This window comes from Aquabacterium sp. TM01, assembly GCF_057808345.1.
In genome coordinates this window covers 558,814-575,127 of record NZ_AP046529.1, presented here as the reverse complement: position 1 = coordinate 575,127, position 16,314 = coordinate 558,814, and the positions used below count along the sequence as shown (strand labels likewise).

13 protein-coding genes are annotated in these 16,314 nt (G+C 67.5%); 10 read left to right on the top strand and 3 right to left on the bottom strand.

Annotation, left to right across the window (positions count from 1 at the left end; translation table 11 throughout):
• Window positions 1–39 precede the first annotated feature (39 nt).
• Together AC3WW4_RS02700 and leuA are read right to left on the bottom strand one after the other, a co-directional pair.
• A complete protein-coding gene (locus tag AC3WW4_RS02700) occupies window positions 40–651 on the bottom strand; it encodes a methyltransferase domain-containing protein (RefSeq protein WP_488826850.1) in 612 nt (203 codons plus the stop codon).
• 76 nt (window positions 652–727) lie between these two features.
• Entirely contained in the window at window positions 728–2,407 is a 1,680-nt protein-coding gene (gene leuA, locus AC3WW4_RS02695) for a 2-isopropylmalate synthase (protein ID WP_488826849.1), read from the bottom strand.
• 112 nt (window positions 2,408–2,519) lie between these two features.
• Here leuA and AC3WW4_RS02690 point away from each other — a divergent pair, with 112 nt between their 5' ends.
• The 7 genes from AC3WW4_RS02690 (at window position 2,520) to AC3WW4_RS02660 (ending at window position 9,293) form a co-directional block, all read left to right on the top strand.
• Entirely contained in the window at window positions 2,520–3,011 is a 492-nt protein-coding gene (locus tag AC3WW4_RS02690) for an Lrp/AsnC family transcriptional regulator (protein ID WP_488826848.1), read from the top strand.
• A gap of 65 nt (window positions 3,012–3,076) precedes the next feature.
• Window positions 3,077–6,037 carry a monovalent cation/H+ antiporter subunit A gene (locus AC3WW4_RS02685; protein ID WP_488829681.1) on the top strand — a complete coding sequence of 987 codons (2,961 nt, stop codon included), beginning with the start codon at window positions 3,077–3,079 and terminating at the stop codon, window positions 6,035–6,037.
• Window positions 6,037–6,381, top strand: a complete 345-nt coding sequence (locus AC3WW4_RS02680) for a Na+/H+ antiporter subunit C (RefSeq protein ID WP_290731369.1) — start codon at window positions 6,037–6,039, stop codon at window positions 6,379–6,381. Before AC3WW4_RS02685 ends, AC3WW4_RS02680 begins: the two co-directional genes overlap by 1 nt.
• Complete coding sequence (locus AC3WW4_RS02675; protein ID WP_488826847.1) at window positions 6,378–8,099, top strand: monovalent cation/H+ antiporter subunit D; 1,722 nt, start codon at window positions 6,378–6,380, stop codon at window positions 8,097–8,099. The genes AC3WW4_RS02680 and AC3WW4_RS02675 overlap by 4 nt, the downstream gene beginning before the upstream one ends.
• Entirely contained in the window at window positions 8,096–8,587 is a 492-nt protein-coding gene (locus AC3WW4_RS02670) for a Na+/H+ antiporter subunit E (RefSeq protein ID WP_488826846.1), read from the top strand. Before AC3WW4_RS02675 ends, AC3WW4_RS02670 begins: the two co-directional genes overlap by 4 nt.
• Window positions 8,584–8,862: a K+/H+ antiporter subunit F gene (locus tag AC3WW4_RS02665; RefSeq protein WP_488826845.1), complete on the top strand. Its 279-nt coding sequence runs from the start codon at window positions 8,584–8,586 to the stop codon at window positions 8,860–8,862. Before AC3WW4_RS02670 ends, AC3WW4_RS02665 begins: the two co-directional genes overlap by 4 nt.
• Entirely contained in the window at window positions 8,859–9,293 is a 435-nt protein-coding gene (locus tag AC3WW4_RS02660; RefSeq protein WP_488826844.1) for a Na+/H+ antiporter subunit G, read from the top strand. Before AC3WW4_RS02665 ends, AC3WW4_RS02660 begins: the two co-directional genes overlap by 4 nt.
• A 10-nt stretch (window positions 9,294–9,303) precedes the next feature.
• Here AC3WW4_RS02660 and AC3WW4_RS02655 read toward each other — a convergent pair whose 3' ends face one another.
• The gene (locus AC3WW4_RS02655) at window positions 9,304–10,458 is read right to left on the bottom strand and encodes a GGDEF domain-containing protein (protein WP_488826843.1); all 1,155 of its coding nucleotides are present in this window, start codon (window positions 10,456–10,458) and stop codon (window positions 9,304–9,306) included.
• A gap of 103 nt (window positions 10,459–10,561) precedes the next feature.
• Between AC3WW4_RS02655 and AC3WW4_RS02650 the strand changes: the two genes are divergently transcribed.
• From AC3WW4_RS02650 to AC3WW4_RS02640, 3 genes are all read left to right on the top strand, one after another.
• Window positions 10,562–10,705 carry a hypothetical protein gene (locus AC3WW4_RS02650; RefSeq protein WP_488826842.1) on the top strand — a complete coding sequence of 48 codons (144 nt, stop codon included), beginning with the start codon at window positions 10,562–10,564 and terminating at the stop codon, window positions 10,703–10,705.
• A 6-nt stretch (window positions 10,706–10,711) separates the two neighbouring features.
• Window positions 10,712–13,843 (top strand): bifunctional diguanylate cyclase/phosphodiesterase, encoded by a 3,132-nt coding sequence (locus AC3WW4_RS02645; RefSeq protein ID WP_488826841.1) that lies wholly within the window; start codon window positions 10,712–10,714, stop codon window positions 13,841–13,843.
• 223 nt (window positions 13,844–14,066) lie between these two features.
• The gene (locus tag AC3WW4_RS02640; RefSeq protein WP_488826840.1) at window positions 14,067–16,307 is read left to right on the top strand and encodes an NADP-dependent isocitrate dehydrogenase; all 2,241 of its coding nucleotides are present in this window, start codon (window positions 14,067–14,069) and stop codon (window positions 16,305–16,307) included.
• The last annotated feature ends 7 nt before the right edge of the window (window positions 16,308–16,314 follow it).

Sequence of the window (16,314 nt, the reverse complement as noted above, 5' to 3'; positions counted from 1 at the left end):
CGACGGGCCGAGCCCGCACCTGCGGGCTTCAGCGCCGTATCAGCGCCGCGCCAAGGTCAGCGCCAGTTCGTGCTGCAACGAGGGATGCGGCACCTTGGCGTAAGGCGGCTTGGGCCAGTCCCACAGCGTTGCCGGCAAGAGCGCGCGCATCGCATTGATGTCGCAGTGGTAAGGCGGGCCTTGCACCACGCCTTCCTGGCTGGCCGCGGGGCGCAGCATCTGCATGAACAGCACCCACAGCTGGCCGCCGGGCTGGAGCCAGCGGTGCAGTTGCGCGGCGTAGGTCTGCCAGTGGTCCGGGTGGATGGCGCACAGGCAGGTCTGCTCGTAGATGGCGTCAAACGGCGCGCTGGGCTCGTACGTGAGCGCATCGGCCTGCACCACCTCGGCGCTCACGCCTTGCTGGGCGCACAAGGCCTGGGTCAGGGCCACGGCCGCTTCGGTGTAGTCCAGCCCCACGACCTCAAAGCCACGGCGTGCCAGTTCGGCCACTTCCCAGCCGCTGCCACAACCCGGCACCAGGATGCGGCAGGGTTGCAGCGCACCGCTGTCCAGCCAGGCCAGCAGTTGCGGGCTGGCTGCGCCACGGTCCCAGGCGATCTCGTTCTTGTTGAATTTGTCTTGCCAGAAGTCTGCGTTGGGGCCGGCCATGCGGTGCTCGTTTCCAGATCCAATGAAGAAATGGGGGCCTGCGTGACCGCAGCGCCCCCCGTGGTGTGCCTCAGACTCAGGCCGCGTTGCGCATCGGCACGGCGCCGGCCCGGTTGAGGCTGCTGACCAAGGCCTTGAGCGAGGCGGTCACGATGTGGCCGTCGATGCCCACGCCGAAGTGCTCCTTGCCATTGACCGCCGCCTCGATGATGGCGCAGGCCTGGGCGCTGCCATCGACCCGGTTGCCCGTCATCGAGCGCTCTTCGTAGCTGCGCACCTCGATGGCAATGCCCGCGCTCTCGAAGGCGTTCACCGCCGCGTGGATCGGGCCATTGCCCTCACCGGTGAGGATGTGGGTCTGGCCATGGATGTCCACCGTGAGGCGGATGCCTTGGGCGTCGCCGTTCTCATAGAGGTGGTGTTCGCGGTAGCGCACGGGCGTGGCCGGCTCGATGTAGGTCTGGGCGAACAAGCCCCAGATGGCATCGGCCGTGACCTCGCCGCCGTGCGTGTCGGTGTGCTGCTGCACCACGCCCGAGAACTCGACCTGCAAGCGACGCGGCATGACCACGCCGTGCTCGGTCTCCATCAAGTAGGCGATGCCACCCTTGCCCGACTGGCTGTTGACGCGGATGACCGAGTCGTAGGTGCGGCCCACATCGGCCGGGTCGATCGGGAGATAGGGCACCGCCCAACGCTCATCTGCCTTGTGGGCAGCAAACCCCTTCTTGATGGCATCCTGGTGGGAGCCGGAGAAGGCCGTGAACACGAGATCCCCCACATAGGGTTGGCGTGGGTGGATCGGGAGCTGGGTACAGTACTCGTAGGTGCGGGCCACCGCATTGATGTCGCCGAAGTCCAAACCGGACTCGACGCCTTGCGTGTGCATGTTGAGCGCCAAGGTGACGAGGTCGACGTTGCCGGTGCGCTCGCCGTTGCCGAACAAGCAGCCTTCCACGCGGTCGGCGCCGGCCATCAAGCCCAACTCGGCGGCGGCCACGGCGGTGCCGCGGTCGTTGTGCGGGTGCAAGCTGATGATCACGCTGTCGCGGCGGGCCACGTGGCGGTGCATCCACTCGATCTGGTCGGCGTAGACATTGGGCGAGGCCACCTCGACGGTGGCGGGCAAGTTGAGGATGACCTTGCGCTCGGGCGTGGCCCCCCAGGTGGCGGTCACGGCATCGCAGACCTCGCGGGCAAAGTCGAGGTCGGTGGACGAGAAGTGCTCGGGGCTGAATTCGAGCGTCACGCGGGTCTCGGGCATGGCGGCGGCGAGTGACTTGATCAACTCGACGGCTTCCACCGTCATCTTCAAGACCTCGGCGCGGTCCATGTTGAACACGGTCTCGCGGAAAGAATCGTCGGTGGCGGCGTAGAAATGCACGATGGCCTGCTTGGCGCCTTTGATCGACTCGAAGGTGCGGCGGATGAGGGGCTCGCGAGCTTGGGTGAGCACCTCGATGCTCACGCCTTCGGGGATGCGGTCTTCTTCGATGAGGCTGCGCACGAAGTCGAACTCTGTCTGCGAGGCCGAGGGGAAGCCCACCTCGATCTCCTGGAAGCCGATGTCGCAGAGCATCTGAAACATGCGCATCTTCTTGTCGACGTTCATCGGCTCGAACAAAGCCTGGTTGCCGTCACGCAGGTCGGTGCTCATCCAGATCGGCGCGCGGTCGATCACGCGGTTGGGCCACTGGCGATCGGTGAGGGCGATCGGGGCAAAAGCGCGGTACTTGTCGTGGGAGGCAGCGGACATGGTGGGCATCTCGGTGTGAATCTCAATGCCCCTATCTTATGAAAGAAGGGCTGGCAGGTGCTTGCGTTGTGTGCCATGATTTGGCATCCATTTGGCAGAAAGTTGCGCAAACATGAATCCGACTGGCAATCTCATTGAACTGGACCGCTACGACCGGCAAATTCTGGCCGTCTTGCAGGAAGACGGGCGCATCAGCAACCAGGACCTGGCCGACCGCATTGGCCTGTCGCCCTCACCCTGCCTGCGCCGTGTGCGCGCCCTCGAAGACGCCGGGCTGATCCGCGCCTACCGCGCCCTGCTGGACGCCAAAAAGCTGGGCCTGTCGCTGATGGCGCTCATTGGCATCTCGATGGACCAGCACACCCCCGAGCGTTTCGCCAGCCTGGAGCAGGCCATCACCGCGCTGCCCGAGGTGCTCGAATGCCTGCTGATTACCGGTCAGCAGTCCGACTACCAGCTCAAGGTGGTGGTGGCCGACATGGACGCCTACCAGGACCTGCTGCTCAACAAGATCACCAGCATCCCCGGCGTGACGGGGGTGCACACCAGCTTCGTTCTGCGCCGGGTGGTTGACCGCACGGCGCTGCCGGTGGGCCACCCCTGAGGGGTGCCACGGCGCCATCACATTTGCCCAAATTTGATACCGATTAAACTTGACCGGGTATGACCTTGCCTCTTCTCACTCTGGTCGCCCTGCCCTTTCTCGGCAGCCTGCTGGCGGCGTGCCTGCCGGCGAACGCTCGCAACGCGGAATCGACCCTCGCGGGCTTGATCGCGCTGGTCTGCGCGGTGCAGGCCGCGCTGTATTTCCCCGAGGTGGCCGCCGGTGGCGTGATCCGCCAGGAGTTCAACTGGCTGCCCAGCCTGGGCCTGAACTTCGTGCTGCGCATGGACGGCTATGCGTGGATGTTCTCCATGCTGGTGCTGGGCATCGGCGCGCTGGTGATCCTGTACGCGCGCTACTACATGTCGCCGGCCGACCCGGTGCCGCGCTTTTTCTCCTTTCTGCTGGCCTTCATGGGGGCCATGAGCGGGGTGGTGCTGTCGGGCAACCTGATCCAGATCGTGCTGTTCTGGGAGTTGACCAGCCTGTTCTCCTTCCTGCTGATCGGCTACTGGCACCACCGCCGCGATGCGCGCCGCGGCGCCCGCATGGCCTTGACAGTGACCGGGGCCGGGGGCCTGTGCCTGCTGGCGGGCATGCTGGTGCTGGGCCACATCGTGGGCAGCTACGACCTGGACGTGGTGCTGGCCTCGGGTGTGCTGGTGCGCACCCACCCGCTCTACACCGTGGTGCTGGTGCTGGTGCTGCTGGGCGCGCTGACCAAGAGCGCGCAGTTCCCCTTCCATTTCTGGTTGCCGCACGCGATGGCCGCGCCCACCCCCGTGTCGGCCTACCTGCACTCGGCCACCATGGTCAAAGCCGGCGTCTTCCTGATGGCGCGCCTGTGGCCGGTGCTGGCGGGCACCGACGAATGGTTCTGGCTGGTGACCAGCGCCGGGTTGGCCACGCTGCTGATCGGGGGCTTTGCCGCCATCTTCCAGCACGACCTCAAGGGGCTGCTGGCCTATTCGACCTTGTCGCACCTGGGCCTGATCACCACGCTGCTGGGCCTCAACAGCCCGCTGGCGGCCGTGGCCGCGGTCTTTCACATCCTCAACCACGCCACCTTCAAGGCCTCGCTCTTCATGGCGGTGGGCATCATCGACCACGAAACCGGCACGCGCGACATCCGCCGCCTGAGCGGCCTGAGACGGGCCATGCCCATCACGGCCACACTGGCCTGCGTGGCCAGTGCGGCCATGGCCGGCGTGCCCCTGCTCAACGGCTTCATCTCCAAAGAGATGTTCTTCACCGAGGCGGTGTTCGTCACCGCCACGCCCATGTTCGAGCGCCTGCTGCCCATCGTCGCCACGGTGGCGGGCATGTTCAGCGTGGTCTACTCGCTGCGCTTCACCGCCGATGTGTTTTTCGGCCGTGACACCTGCAGCACCCTGCCCAAGCCACCGCACGAGCCGCCGCACTGGATGCGCGTGCCCATCGAGGTGCTGGTGCTGGCCTGCCTGCTGGTGGGCGTGGCGCCACAGTGGGCCGTGCAGGACATCCTCAACGCCGCCGCGACGCCGGTGGTGGGCGGGCACCTGCCGGCCTTCGACCTGGCCGTGTGGCACGGCTTCAACCTGCCGCTGATGATGAGCTTCGTGGCCCTGATCGGCGGCATCGTGCTCTACGTGCTGCTGCGTGGCCCCATGCACGGCGGCCACCTGCAGCGCACGCCGCTGCTCAGCCAGATCCGCAGCAAGCAGATCTTCCAGAGCGTGCTGGCCTGGCTCACGGCCTTGAGCCGCCGCGGCCTGCGTGCCTTCGGCACCCGTCGCCTGCAGCCGCAGTTGCTGCTGCTGCTGGGTGTGACGGTGGGCAGTGCGGCGGCCACCCTGTGGCTGCGTGGCCTGGGCCCGGTGGTGAGCACCGGCACCCGTCCGCTGCTGACCTTCTCGCCCATGTTCGCGCTGCTGTGGCTGGTGGGCATCGGCGCCTCGCTGGGTGCCGTGTGGCAGGCCAAGTACCACCGGCTCACCGCCTTGGCGCTGATGAGCGTGTCGGGCCTGGTGACGGTGGTGACCTTTGCCTGGTTCTCGGCGCCCGACCTGGCGCTCACCCAGCTTTCGGTCGAGGCCGTCACCACGGTGCTGATCCTGCTGGGGCTGCGCTGGCTGCCCAAGCGGCTGGAGGAACAGGTGCCGCGCCGCAACTGGTGGGGACGCACCAAGGTGCGAGCCCGCCGCGCCCGCGACCTGCTGCTGGCCCTGCTGGCCGGCACCGGCATGGCGGCCCTGTCGTATGCGCTGATGACACGGCCTTTCGAGCAGACCATCTCACCCTTCTTCCTGGCGCGCGCGCTGCCCGAGGGCGGGGGCCGCAACGTCGTCAACGTGATGCTGGTGGACTTCCGCGGCTTTGACACGCTGGGCGAGATCACCGTGCTGGGCGGGGTGGCGCTGACGGTCTACGCCCTGCTGCGCCGCTTCCGCCCCGCCCCCGAAAGCACCGTGTTGCCGCTGCAGCAGCAGGCGCTGCCGGCCGACATCGCCACCGACCTGATCAACCCCCACATGGTGAAAGACCCAGCGCAAGGCTACCTGATGGTGCCCGCCGTGCTGGTGCGCCTGGTGCTGCCGCTGGCCGCCGTCGTGGCCGTGTACCTGTTCATGCGCGGGCACAACGCGCCGGGCGGGGGCTTTGTGGCCGGCCTGGTGCTGTCCACGGCCTTCATCTTGCAGTACATCGTCTCGGGCACGCAGTGGGTGGAGGCGCACATGCACCTGCGCCCGCAGCGCTGGATCGCCAGCGGCCTGCTGATTGCCACGGCCACCGGCCTGGGGGCCCTGGTGCTGGGCTACCCCTTCCTGACCACGCACACCGCGCATGTGCATCTGCCGCTGATCGGGGACTTCCACGTGGCCAGCGCGCTGTTTTATGACATCGGCGTGTTCGCGCTGGTGGTGGGCGCCACGCTGCTGATCCTGACGGCCCTGGGCCACCAGTCGGTGCGCGGCCACCGCCGTCCACGCAGCACACCGGCCCCCGCCCCCAGCGCGTCCGCCACCGCGTCACAAGGAGAACACTGATGGAGATCGTCCTGGCCATCGCCATCGGGGTGCTGACCGCCTGCGGCGTCTGGCTGCTGCTGCGCCCGCGAACCTACCAGGTCATCATGGGCCTGTGCCTGCTGGGCTACGGGGTCAACCTGTTCATCTTCAGCACTGGCCGCCTGGCCGTGGACAGCGAGCCCGTGCTGATCCCCGGCGTGCCCGAAACCCTGCAGAACTACACCGACCCCATGCCCCAGGCCCTGGTGCTGACCGCCATCGTGATCGGCTTTGCCATGACCGCGCTCTTCCTGGTGGTGCTGCTGGCGCAACGGGGCTTCTGGGGCAATGACCATGTGGACGGTCAGGGAGATGCCGAATGAGGTGGTCGACCTTCCCGCTCACCGAGGCCCTGATGCCTCACCTGAGCCTGGCCCCCATCCTGCTGCCGCTGCTGTCTGCCTGTGTGATGCTCTTCCTGAGCGAGCACCGGCTGCGCACCAAAACCGCGGTCAGCCTGTTCGCCACCCTGCTCAACCTGATCCTGGCGGTGCTGCTGTTCCAGTGGACGGCACGCGGTGATGTGCAGGGCACCTACAGCGTCTACCTGCCCTCGAACTGGGACGTGCCTTTTGGCATCGTGATGGTGCTGGACCGCCTCTCCGCCCTGATGCTGCTGCTGGTGGGCGTGGTGGGCATGATGGCCCTGCTGTTTGCGGTGGCGCGCTGGCACAAGGCCGGGGCGCACTTCCACCCGCTGTTCCAGATCCAGCTGATGGGGCTCAACGGGGCCTTCCTCACGGGCGATCTGTTCAACCTGTTCGTGTTCTTCGAGGTGATGCTGGCGGCCTCGTATGGCCTGCTGTTGCACGGCTCGGGCCCGGCGCGCGTGAAAGCCGGCCTGCACTACCTGAGCATCAACCTGGTGGCCTCCTCGCTGTTCCTGGTCGGCGCGGCCATGATCTATGGCGTGGTGGGCACGCTCAACATGGCCGACCTGGCCGCCAAGATCCCGCAGGTGTCCGCCATCGACCGGCCGCTGCTGCACGCCGGCTGCGCCATCCTGGGCGTGGCCTTCCTGGCCAAGGCCGCCATGTGGCCGCTCAACTTCTGGCTGGTCCCTGCCTACTCCAGCGCCAGCGCCCCCTCGGGCGCCATCTTTGCGTTGCTCACCAAGGTGGGCATCTATGTGCTGCTGCGCCTGTCCACGCTGTGGTTCTCGCCGCAGGCGGGCGAGTCGGCCGGCTTTGGCAGTGCCTGGCTGGTGTGGGGCGGCATGGCCACGCTGGCCTTTGGCGCGTTGGGCATGCTGGCCTCGCAGCGGCCCGCGCGCCTGGCCGGCTATGCGGTCATCGTGTCCTCGGGCACCTTGATGGCGATGATCGGCCTGGGTCGCCCCGAGGTCACGGCCGGGGCGCTGTACTACCTGCCCACCTCCACCTTTGCCATCGCCGCCTTCTTCTTTCTGACCGAGCTGATGGACCGCTCACGCAGCGCCGACCCCAGCGCGCAGCGACGCCCCGAGGACGAGGAAGACCACCTGCCCTTTGCCCTGGCCGACCTGGAGCTGCAAGAAGGCAGCAACCTCGATGACGACGAAGAGCTGCTGGTGGGCCGCCCCATGCCGGCGTCCATCGCCCTGCTGGGCCTGGCCTTCATCTGCTGCACCCTGCTGGTGGCGGGGCTGCCGCCGCTGTCGGGCTTTGTGGGCAAGTTCGCCATGCTGTCGGCGCTGTTGAGCACGCCCGACACCGGCGGCGCACTCTCCCACATCACCTGGATGCTGCTGACCCTGGTCGTGCTCTCGGGCCTGTTTGCCATGATCGCGCTGTCGCGCACCGGCATCCGCTTCTTCTGGGCGCCGGTGGGGCGAGCAGCCCCGATGCTCAGCAGCGTGGAGTACCTGCCCGTGGCCGTGCTGGTGGGCCTGTGCGTGTTCTTCACCCTGCGCGCCGAGCCCCTGATGCGCTACGCCCGCGACACCGCCCAGGCGCTCTACCAGCCTCAGGGCTACATCGACGCCGTGCTGTCGGCCCAGCCCCGCCTCACCCCCACCAATGCCGAGCGCCTGCGCGCGCCCACTGCCCCGCTCCTGCCATGATGCGACGCCTGTTTCCTGCCCCGCTGCTGTCCCTGGCCCTGCTGGCGATGTGGCTGGTGCTCAACCGCGACTACAGCGTCGGCCAATGGTTGCTGGGGGCCATCGTGGCCGCCATCGTGCCCTTGATGACCCAGTCGCTGCGCCCGACCCCGGTGCGCATCCGCCGCCTGGACGTGGCCTTGCGCCTGTTCATGATGGTGGGCTGGGATGTGATCGTATGGAACTGGCGGGTGCTGCGCGGCACCCTGGCCTCGTCGGCGAAACAACCGCGCGGCGGCTTCGTGACCGTGCCGCTCGACCTGCGCGACCCCAACGGGCTGGCCGTGCTGGCCGCCATCATGTGTGTGATCCCCGGCACCATCTGGTCGGAGATGGCCCTGGACCGCAGCGCCCTGCTGGTCCACATCTTCGACCTGGACGACCCGGAGGAAGAGATCCGCCTGATCAAGGACCGCTACGAGCGTCCCCTGATGGAGATTTTCGAATGAGCCCCTTCCTGTTTGGCGCCATCGTGTTCACCCTGGGCTGCTATGTGCTGGCCATGGCGCTGGCCCTGCTGCGACTGTACCGCGGCCCCTCGGCGCAAGACCGCGTGCTGGCGATGGACCTGATCTACACCATCGGCATGCTGGTGCTGATGGTGCTGGCCATCCGCTACCGCAGCTCGATGTACTTCGAGGCGGCCTTGCTGATCGCCCTGTTCGGCTTTGTCAGCTCGATGGCGATGGCCAAGTTCCTGCTGCGCGGGGAGGTGATCGAATGAACCCCGAACTGTTCGGCGGGGTCGAGTTCATCGTGGCGCTGCTGCTGGTACTCAGCGGCATCTTCACGCTGGCGGCGGCCGTGGGCATCGTGCGCTTTCAGACCTTTTTTCAGCGCATGCACCCGCCCGCGCTGGCCTTCAGCCTCTCGTCGTGGTGCGTCACCCTGGCCACCATCCTGTACTTCTCGGCGCGCAAGGAGCAGTTGGCCCTGCACGCCTGGCTGATCATCATCTTGCTGTCGATCACGGTGCCAGTGACCACCATCCTGCTGTCGCGCACCGAGCTGTTCCGCCGCCGCACCCACGATGCCCCCAGCGCCGACATCCCGCCGGCACTCAGCCATGTGCTGCCCTCACCCCAGGGCGACGCCGGCAGCACCGATGAGCCCTCCGCTGCGATGACGGGCTCGACGGCCCGAACCGACCGCTGAGCTGCGGCGTTCAGCCCAGTGCGGGCGCCCAGCCCGGTGCCAGCTTGGCCACCCGGTTGCGCCCGCTCGCCTTGGCCTGGTACATGGCCTGGTCGGCGCGTCCCAAGGCTGCTTCAGGCCGTTCACCGTGCCGGCACTGCGTCACGCCGATGCTCACCGACAAGGGAATGAGGCCGCGGGCCGCCTGAAAAGGCTGGCCCTCGATCTGCGCGCGCAGCCGCTCCGCCACCAGCAAGGCTTCGTCGCCGCTCGCCTGCGGCAAGAACACGGCAAACTCCTCGCCGCCCAGCCGACCCAGCACGTCCCCCTGGCGCAGGCAGGCGTTGGCCACGCTCACAAAATGGCGCAGCACCTCATCGCCGGTTTGATGTCCCCAGGTGTCATTGACCTGCTTGAAATGGTCGAGGTCGAGCAGCATCACCTGCAGATGCTGGCCCAGGCGCGCTTCCACGCTCATCGCCTTGCCCAGCAAGGTTAAAAAGGCGCGGTGATTGAAGACCCCGGTGAGCGCGTCGCTCTCGGCCAGGCGCCGCAAGGCCGAGGTGACGTGCTCGTTGACCAGCATGAGCATGCAAAAGCCCAGGAGGTTGAGCGCCGCGATGGACTCGACCAGCACCGGGACGGACACCATCGAGAGGTGATCCGAACCGACGTGGAACAAACCGGGGCGCACCAGCAAGAACACCCCATGTCCACCGCACACCCAGGCAAACAGCAGGCGTGCCGGATGGCCCGGCTCCCGGTGTGCCCCCATGGCGCGAGCGCCCAGCAGGAAGAACACCCCCGGCCCCACGCTGCCCAGCAGAAAACGGATGCGCTGGTCTGGCTGCACCACGGTGAAGTACAGGGCCAGCAGCAGCCATCCCACGATGAACAGCCCGACCCCGCGCGGCCCCGCCGGGGGGCGCCCGACATAGGCATGGCAGCCCCGCATGCAGCAATAAGACATCAGAAGGATGCCCCCCTGAGCCAGCAGCACCGACACCGGGCCGGGCGCCTGCGGCCTGAGCAGGAGCCCCAGACAGAACAGGAACCCGACGGTGTACGCCCACGTCCACTCACGCAAACCAGGGATGTCGCGATTGAACCGCCAGACCGCCTGGAAGACAGCCCCCATGATCCCCATGAGGAGGGCCGCGAGGACGAACAAGGTGGGGCTGTGCATATCGCACCTATGGTATGCGAACTTCGGACAAGCGTCCTGAGGGTGAATGCGACATGTTATGTTTGCGCATTGCAAATGGTGAACTTTCCACACGCCCCCTCTCATGACACCCCGACCTCCCCGCATTGGCCTGGCCCTGGGCAGTGGCTCGGCGCGCGGCTGGCCGCTCATCGGGGTGATCCGCGTGCTGAAGCGGGCGGGCATCGCCCCCGACCTCGTATGCGCCTTCTCATCCGCGACCTGCTGAGCTGAGATGCCACACGCCCGCGCCCCCCGCTCCTTCGCACGCCAGATCAGCTACACCCTGGCCACCCTCAGCGCGATGATCGTGGCCTTCGTGTTCTACACGATCGCCGAGAAGGCCATCGATGGCGCCAACGAGGCCCGCCTGCGCGCCTTCCTGCTGGCCGACGAGCTGCACCAGTCCTCGGACGACCTCACCCGCATGGCCCGCCTCTACGTGGTGGGCCATCACCCCCAGGCGCGCCAGCATTACCAGCGCATCCTCGACATCCGTGACGGACTCCATCCTCGCCCGCGGGGCTACAGCGGCATCTACTGGGACCTGGTGCTGGTCGATGGCCAGCCCCCGCGCCCCGACAGCGCGCAGCGCATCCCCCTGATGGAGCTGATGCGCCAGGCCGGTTTCCCGCCCGAAGAGCTTGACATCCTGGTCCAGGCCAAGGCGCACTCCGACCGACTCACCCAGATCGAGCGCGAGGCCATGACCTTGCGCGACCTCCAAGGTCCCGGTGCGGAGATGCGCCGGGCGCAGGCCCTGCAGATGCTGCACGATGCGCGCTACCTGGCCGCCAAGGCTGCCATCCTGGCGCCGATCGACCGGGTCCACACCCTGATGCGCGAGCGCACCCAAAGGGCCGTGGCCCAGGCCGAACGCCATGCGCTGTACGCCCGCATCGCCCTGATCGCCTGCGGCCTCATCCTGATGGCCATGCTGTTTCGCGCGGCCCAGATGCTGCGCCGCGTGCTGGGCGGCTCGGTCGACGACGTGCACGCGCAGATCGCCCGCATCGGCCAGGGCAACTTCACGCCCACGCGCTCGGCCCAGCATGCGCCGGCCGGCTCGCTGCTGGCCCGCCTGATCGACACCCAGCGCAAGCTGCAGGACCTGAGCGCCGAGCGCGAACGCACCCAGGCCGAACTGCACCGCAGCGAAACCCGTTTGCTCGAAGCCCAGCGCCTGGCCCAGCTGGGCCACTGGGAGCTCGACCTGCGCACGCACGCCATGCAGTGGTCCCACGAGGTCTACCGCATCTTCGAGCAGGACCCGGCGCGCTTCGTGCCCAGCTGCGAGGCCCTCCTCGCCCTCATCCACCCCGACGACCGCGAGCGCGTGGACCGCGACTTCCAGGCCGCCCTGCGCAGCGTCACGCCCTGCGAGATCGCCTACCGCCTGCCCTGCCCGGACGGGCGCGTGAAGTTCATCCACCAGCGCTGCGAGCCCCTGCTCGACGAACAGGGGCAGGCCACCCAGATCATCGGCACGATGCAGGATGTGAGCCACAGCAAGCAGACCGAGCACGCGCTGCAGCGCCTCAACCGCGACCTGCGACTGCTGAGCGACTGCAACACCGCCCTGGTCCACGCCCAGGACGAGCCCACCTTGCTGCGCGAGATCTGCCGCCTCAGCGTGGAGAGCGGCGGCTACAGCCTGGCCTGGGTCGGCTTTGCCCAGCAGGACGAGGAGCGCAGCGTGAGCGTGGCAGCCGAATGTGGCGACCACAGCGGCTACCTGGCGCAGGTCCACATCAGCTGGGCCGACACGGCCCGGGGCCGCGGCGTGGTGGGCACGGCCATCCGCACCGGCCAGCCCTGCCTGGTGACCGACATCCCGCGCGACCCACGCATGCAGCCCTGGGCGGCCAAGGCGGCCGAGTTGGCGCTGCAGTCGTGCCTGGCCCTGCCCCTGATCTGCGACGCGCGCGTGCTGGGCACCCTGACGCTGTACGCCAGTGAGCGCGACGCCTTCGACACCAACGAGCTGAACCTGCTGCTGGAGTTGGCCAACGACCTGGCCTACGGCATCAGCGCCTTGCGCGCCCGTGCCGAACACGCCGAGGCCAAGGCCCGGGTGGACTTCCTCTCGCACTACGACCCGCTGACCCACCTGCCCAACCGCCTGCTGCTGGGCGACCGCTTTGCGCACGCCGCCAACGTGGCCCGCAGCGAGCAGCGCACGCTGACCCTGCTCTACCTCGACCTGGACCACTTCAAGCACATCAACGACAGCCTGGGCTACGCGGTGGGCGACCAGGTGCTGGTGCTGTGTGTGGAGCGCCTGCGCCAGTGCCTGCCGCCCAGTGCCACCATCAGCCGCATGAGCGGCGACGAGTTCGTGGTGCTGCTCACCGGCCCGGACGACCTCGCCCGCATCGCCGGCCTGGCCGACAGCATCAGCAAGGCCTTCAACGAGCCCTTCCTGGTCGGCGAGCACGCGCTCAACGCCTCCTGCTCCATCGGCATCGCCCTCTTCCCCAGCGACGGGGACGACTTTGACACCCTGTTCCGCCACGCCCACACCGCCGTCAACAGCGCCAAGGAGGCCGGTCGCAACGCCTACCGCTTCTTCTCGCACGAGATGAACGCCGGCCTGGTCGACCAGATCCGCCTGACCGGGGCGCTGGCGCAGGCCGTGCGCCGCCAGGAATTCCGCCTGCACTACCAGCCCCAGCTGGACCTGCGCAGCGGCCGCATCGTCGGCGTGGAAGCCCTGGTGCGCTGGCAGCACCCCGAAGCCGGCCTGCTGCCTCCGGGCCAGTTCATCGCGCTGGCCGAGCGCAGCGGCCACATCATCCCGATGGGCGAGTGGGTGCTGCGCGAGGCCTGCCGCCAGGGCCGCCTGTGGGCCGACGCCCTGGCCCAGCCGCCGGTGGTGGCCGTCAACCTCTCGGCCCTGCAGTTCAAGCGCGGCGACGTGCTGGCCCTGGTGGACGATGCCCTGCGGTCTTCCGGCCTGCCCGGCCACCTGCTGGAGCTCGAGCTGACCGAATCCATCCTGCTGCAGGACGTGGACAGCACCATTGCCACCTTGCAGGGGCTCAAGGCCCTGGGCGTCAAGCTCTCGATCGACGATTTCGGCACCGGCTACTCCAGCCTGTCGTATCTGAAGCGGCTGGCGGTCGACAAGCTGAAAATCGACCAGTCCTTCGTGCGCGACATGCTCACCGACGCGGACGGCGCCTCCATCGTCAAGGCCATCGTCCAGCTGGGCCACACCCTGCAGCTGACGGTGATCGCCGAAGGGGTGGAGACCGAGGCGCAGCGTCTGGCCCTGGCCGAGATCGGCTGCGACGAGGCCCAGGGCTACCTGATCGGCCGCCCCGTGCCGGCCGAGGCCTGCCAGACCCTGCTGGACCGAGCCTGAGCGCGCACCGCCATGCGGCCACCCGGCCCGCCACCGGCCAGGCACGCCCCCTGCTTGCCCCTGCAACGGCCGAGGCCATCAGTCGACTTATGGCCCTGAAGCCCACAATCTGACCCAAGTAGCGCTATCGTTACGCCTTTGCCAAAACCATGGCCCTGTGATGCCCGCCGTTGCTGCGATCCAGCCGGCGGCATTTCCATTATCCCTATCCGGAAAGAACGTTATGAGTACCCAGCAGCCCACCATCATCTACACCTTGACTGACGAGGCCCCGCTGCTGGCGACGAGTTCCTTCCTGCCGATCGTGCGCACCTTTGCCGCCCCGGCCGGCATCAACGTCACCACCAGCGACATCTCGGTGGCCGCCCGCATCCTGGGCGAGTTCCCCGACTTCCTGAGCGAAGCGCAGCGCGTGCCCGACAACCTGGCCGAACTCGGCCGCCTGACCCTGCAGCCCGACACCAACATCATCAAGCTGCCCAACATCAGTGCCTCGGTGCACCAGCTGGTCAGCGCCATCAAGGAACTGCAAGGCAAGGGCTACGCCGTCCCCGACTACCCGGAAGACCCCAAGACGGACGAAGAGCAGGCCATCCGCGCGCGCTACGCCAAGTGCCTGGGCAGCGCCGTGAACCCCGTGCTGCGTGAAGGCAACTCCGACCGCCGCGCCCCCGCCGCCGTCAAGAACTACGCGCGCAAGAACCCGCACAGCATGGGCGAGTGGAGCCAGGCCTCGCGCACCCACGTGGCCACCATGAAGCACGGCGACTTCTACCATGGCGAAAAATCCCTGACCCTGGACAAGGCCCGTGACGTGAAGATGGAGCTGGTCACCGCCAGCGGCCAGACCATCGTGCTGAAACCGAAGGTGTCGCTGCTCGAAGGCGAGATCATCGACAGCATGTTCATGAGCAAGAAGGCCCTGTGCGCCTTCTACGAAGAGCAGTTCGAAGATGCGCGCAAGACCGGCGTGATGCTGTCGCTGCACGTCAAGGCCACGATGATGAAGGTCTCGCACCCCATCGTGTTCGGCCACGCCGTGCGCATCTTCTACAAGGAAGCCTTCGAGAAGCACGGCAAGCTGTTCGACGAGCTGGGCGTCAACGTCAACAACGGCCTGGTCAACCTGTACGACAAGCTGGCCACCCTGCCCAGCTCGCAGCGCGACGAGATCATCCAGGACATGCACGCCTGCCACGAGCACCGCCCCGAGCTGGCCATGGTGGACTCGGCCAAGGGCATCTCCAACCTGCACGCCCCCAACGACGTGATCGTGGACGCCTCGATGCCCGCCATGATCCGCATCGGCGGCAAGATGTGGGGTGCCGACGGCCGTCCGAAGGACACCAAGGCCGTGATCCCCGAGTCGACCTTTGCCCGCATCTACCAGGAGATGATCAACTTCTGCAAGACCAACGGCAACTTCGACCCGCGCACCATGGGCACCGTGCCCAACGTCGGCCTGATGGCCCAGCAGGCCGAAGAGTACGGCTCGCACGACAAGACTTTCGAGATCCCGGAAGCCGGCGTGGCCAACATCGTGGACATCGCCACCGGCGAGATCCTGCTGTCGCAGAACGTGGAAGAAGGCGACATCTGGCGCATGTGCCAGGTCAAGGACGCCCCGATCCGCGACTGGGTCAAGCTGGCCGTGACCCGCGCCCGCCACTCGGGCATGCCCGCCGTGTTCTGGCTGGACTCCTACCGCCCGCACGAGGCCGAGCTGCGCAAGAAGGTCGTGGCCTACCTGAAGGACCACGACACGACCGGCCTGGACATCCAGATCATGTCGCAGGTGCGCGCGATGCGCTACACGCTCGAGCGCGTGATCCGCAGCAAGGACACCATTTCGGTGACCGGCAACATCCTGCGCGACTACCTGACCGACCTGTTCCCCATCATGGAACTGGGCACCAGCGCCAAGATGCTGTCCATCGTCCCGCTGATGGCCGGTGGCGGCATGTACGAAACCGGCGCGGGCGGCTCGGCCCCCAAGCACGTCAAGCAACTGGTCGAAGAAAACCACCTGCGCTGGGACTCGCTCGGTGAGTTCCTGGCCCTGGCCGTGTCGCTGGAAGACCTGGGCCTGAAGACCGGCAACATGCAGGCCAAGATCCTGGCCAAGACGCTGGACGCCGCCACGGGCACCCTGCTGGAGAACAACAAGAACCCGTCGCCCAAGACCGGCCAGCTCGACAACCGCGGCAGCCAGTTCTACCTGGCACTGTACTGGGCCCAGGAGCTGGCGGCGCAAACCGACGACGCCGCCCTGGCCGCCAAGTTCGCCCCGCTGGCCCAGGCCCTGAGCGCGCAGGAAGCCACCATCGTGGCCGAGCTGGCCGCCGTGCAAGGCAAGCCCGCCGACATCGGTGGCTACTACATGCCCGATGCAGCCAAGCTGGAAGCCGTCATGCGCCCCAGCGCCACGCTGAACGCCGCCCTGGCCAGCGTGCTGGCAGCCTGATCGGCGC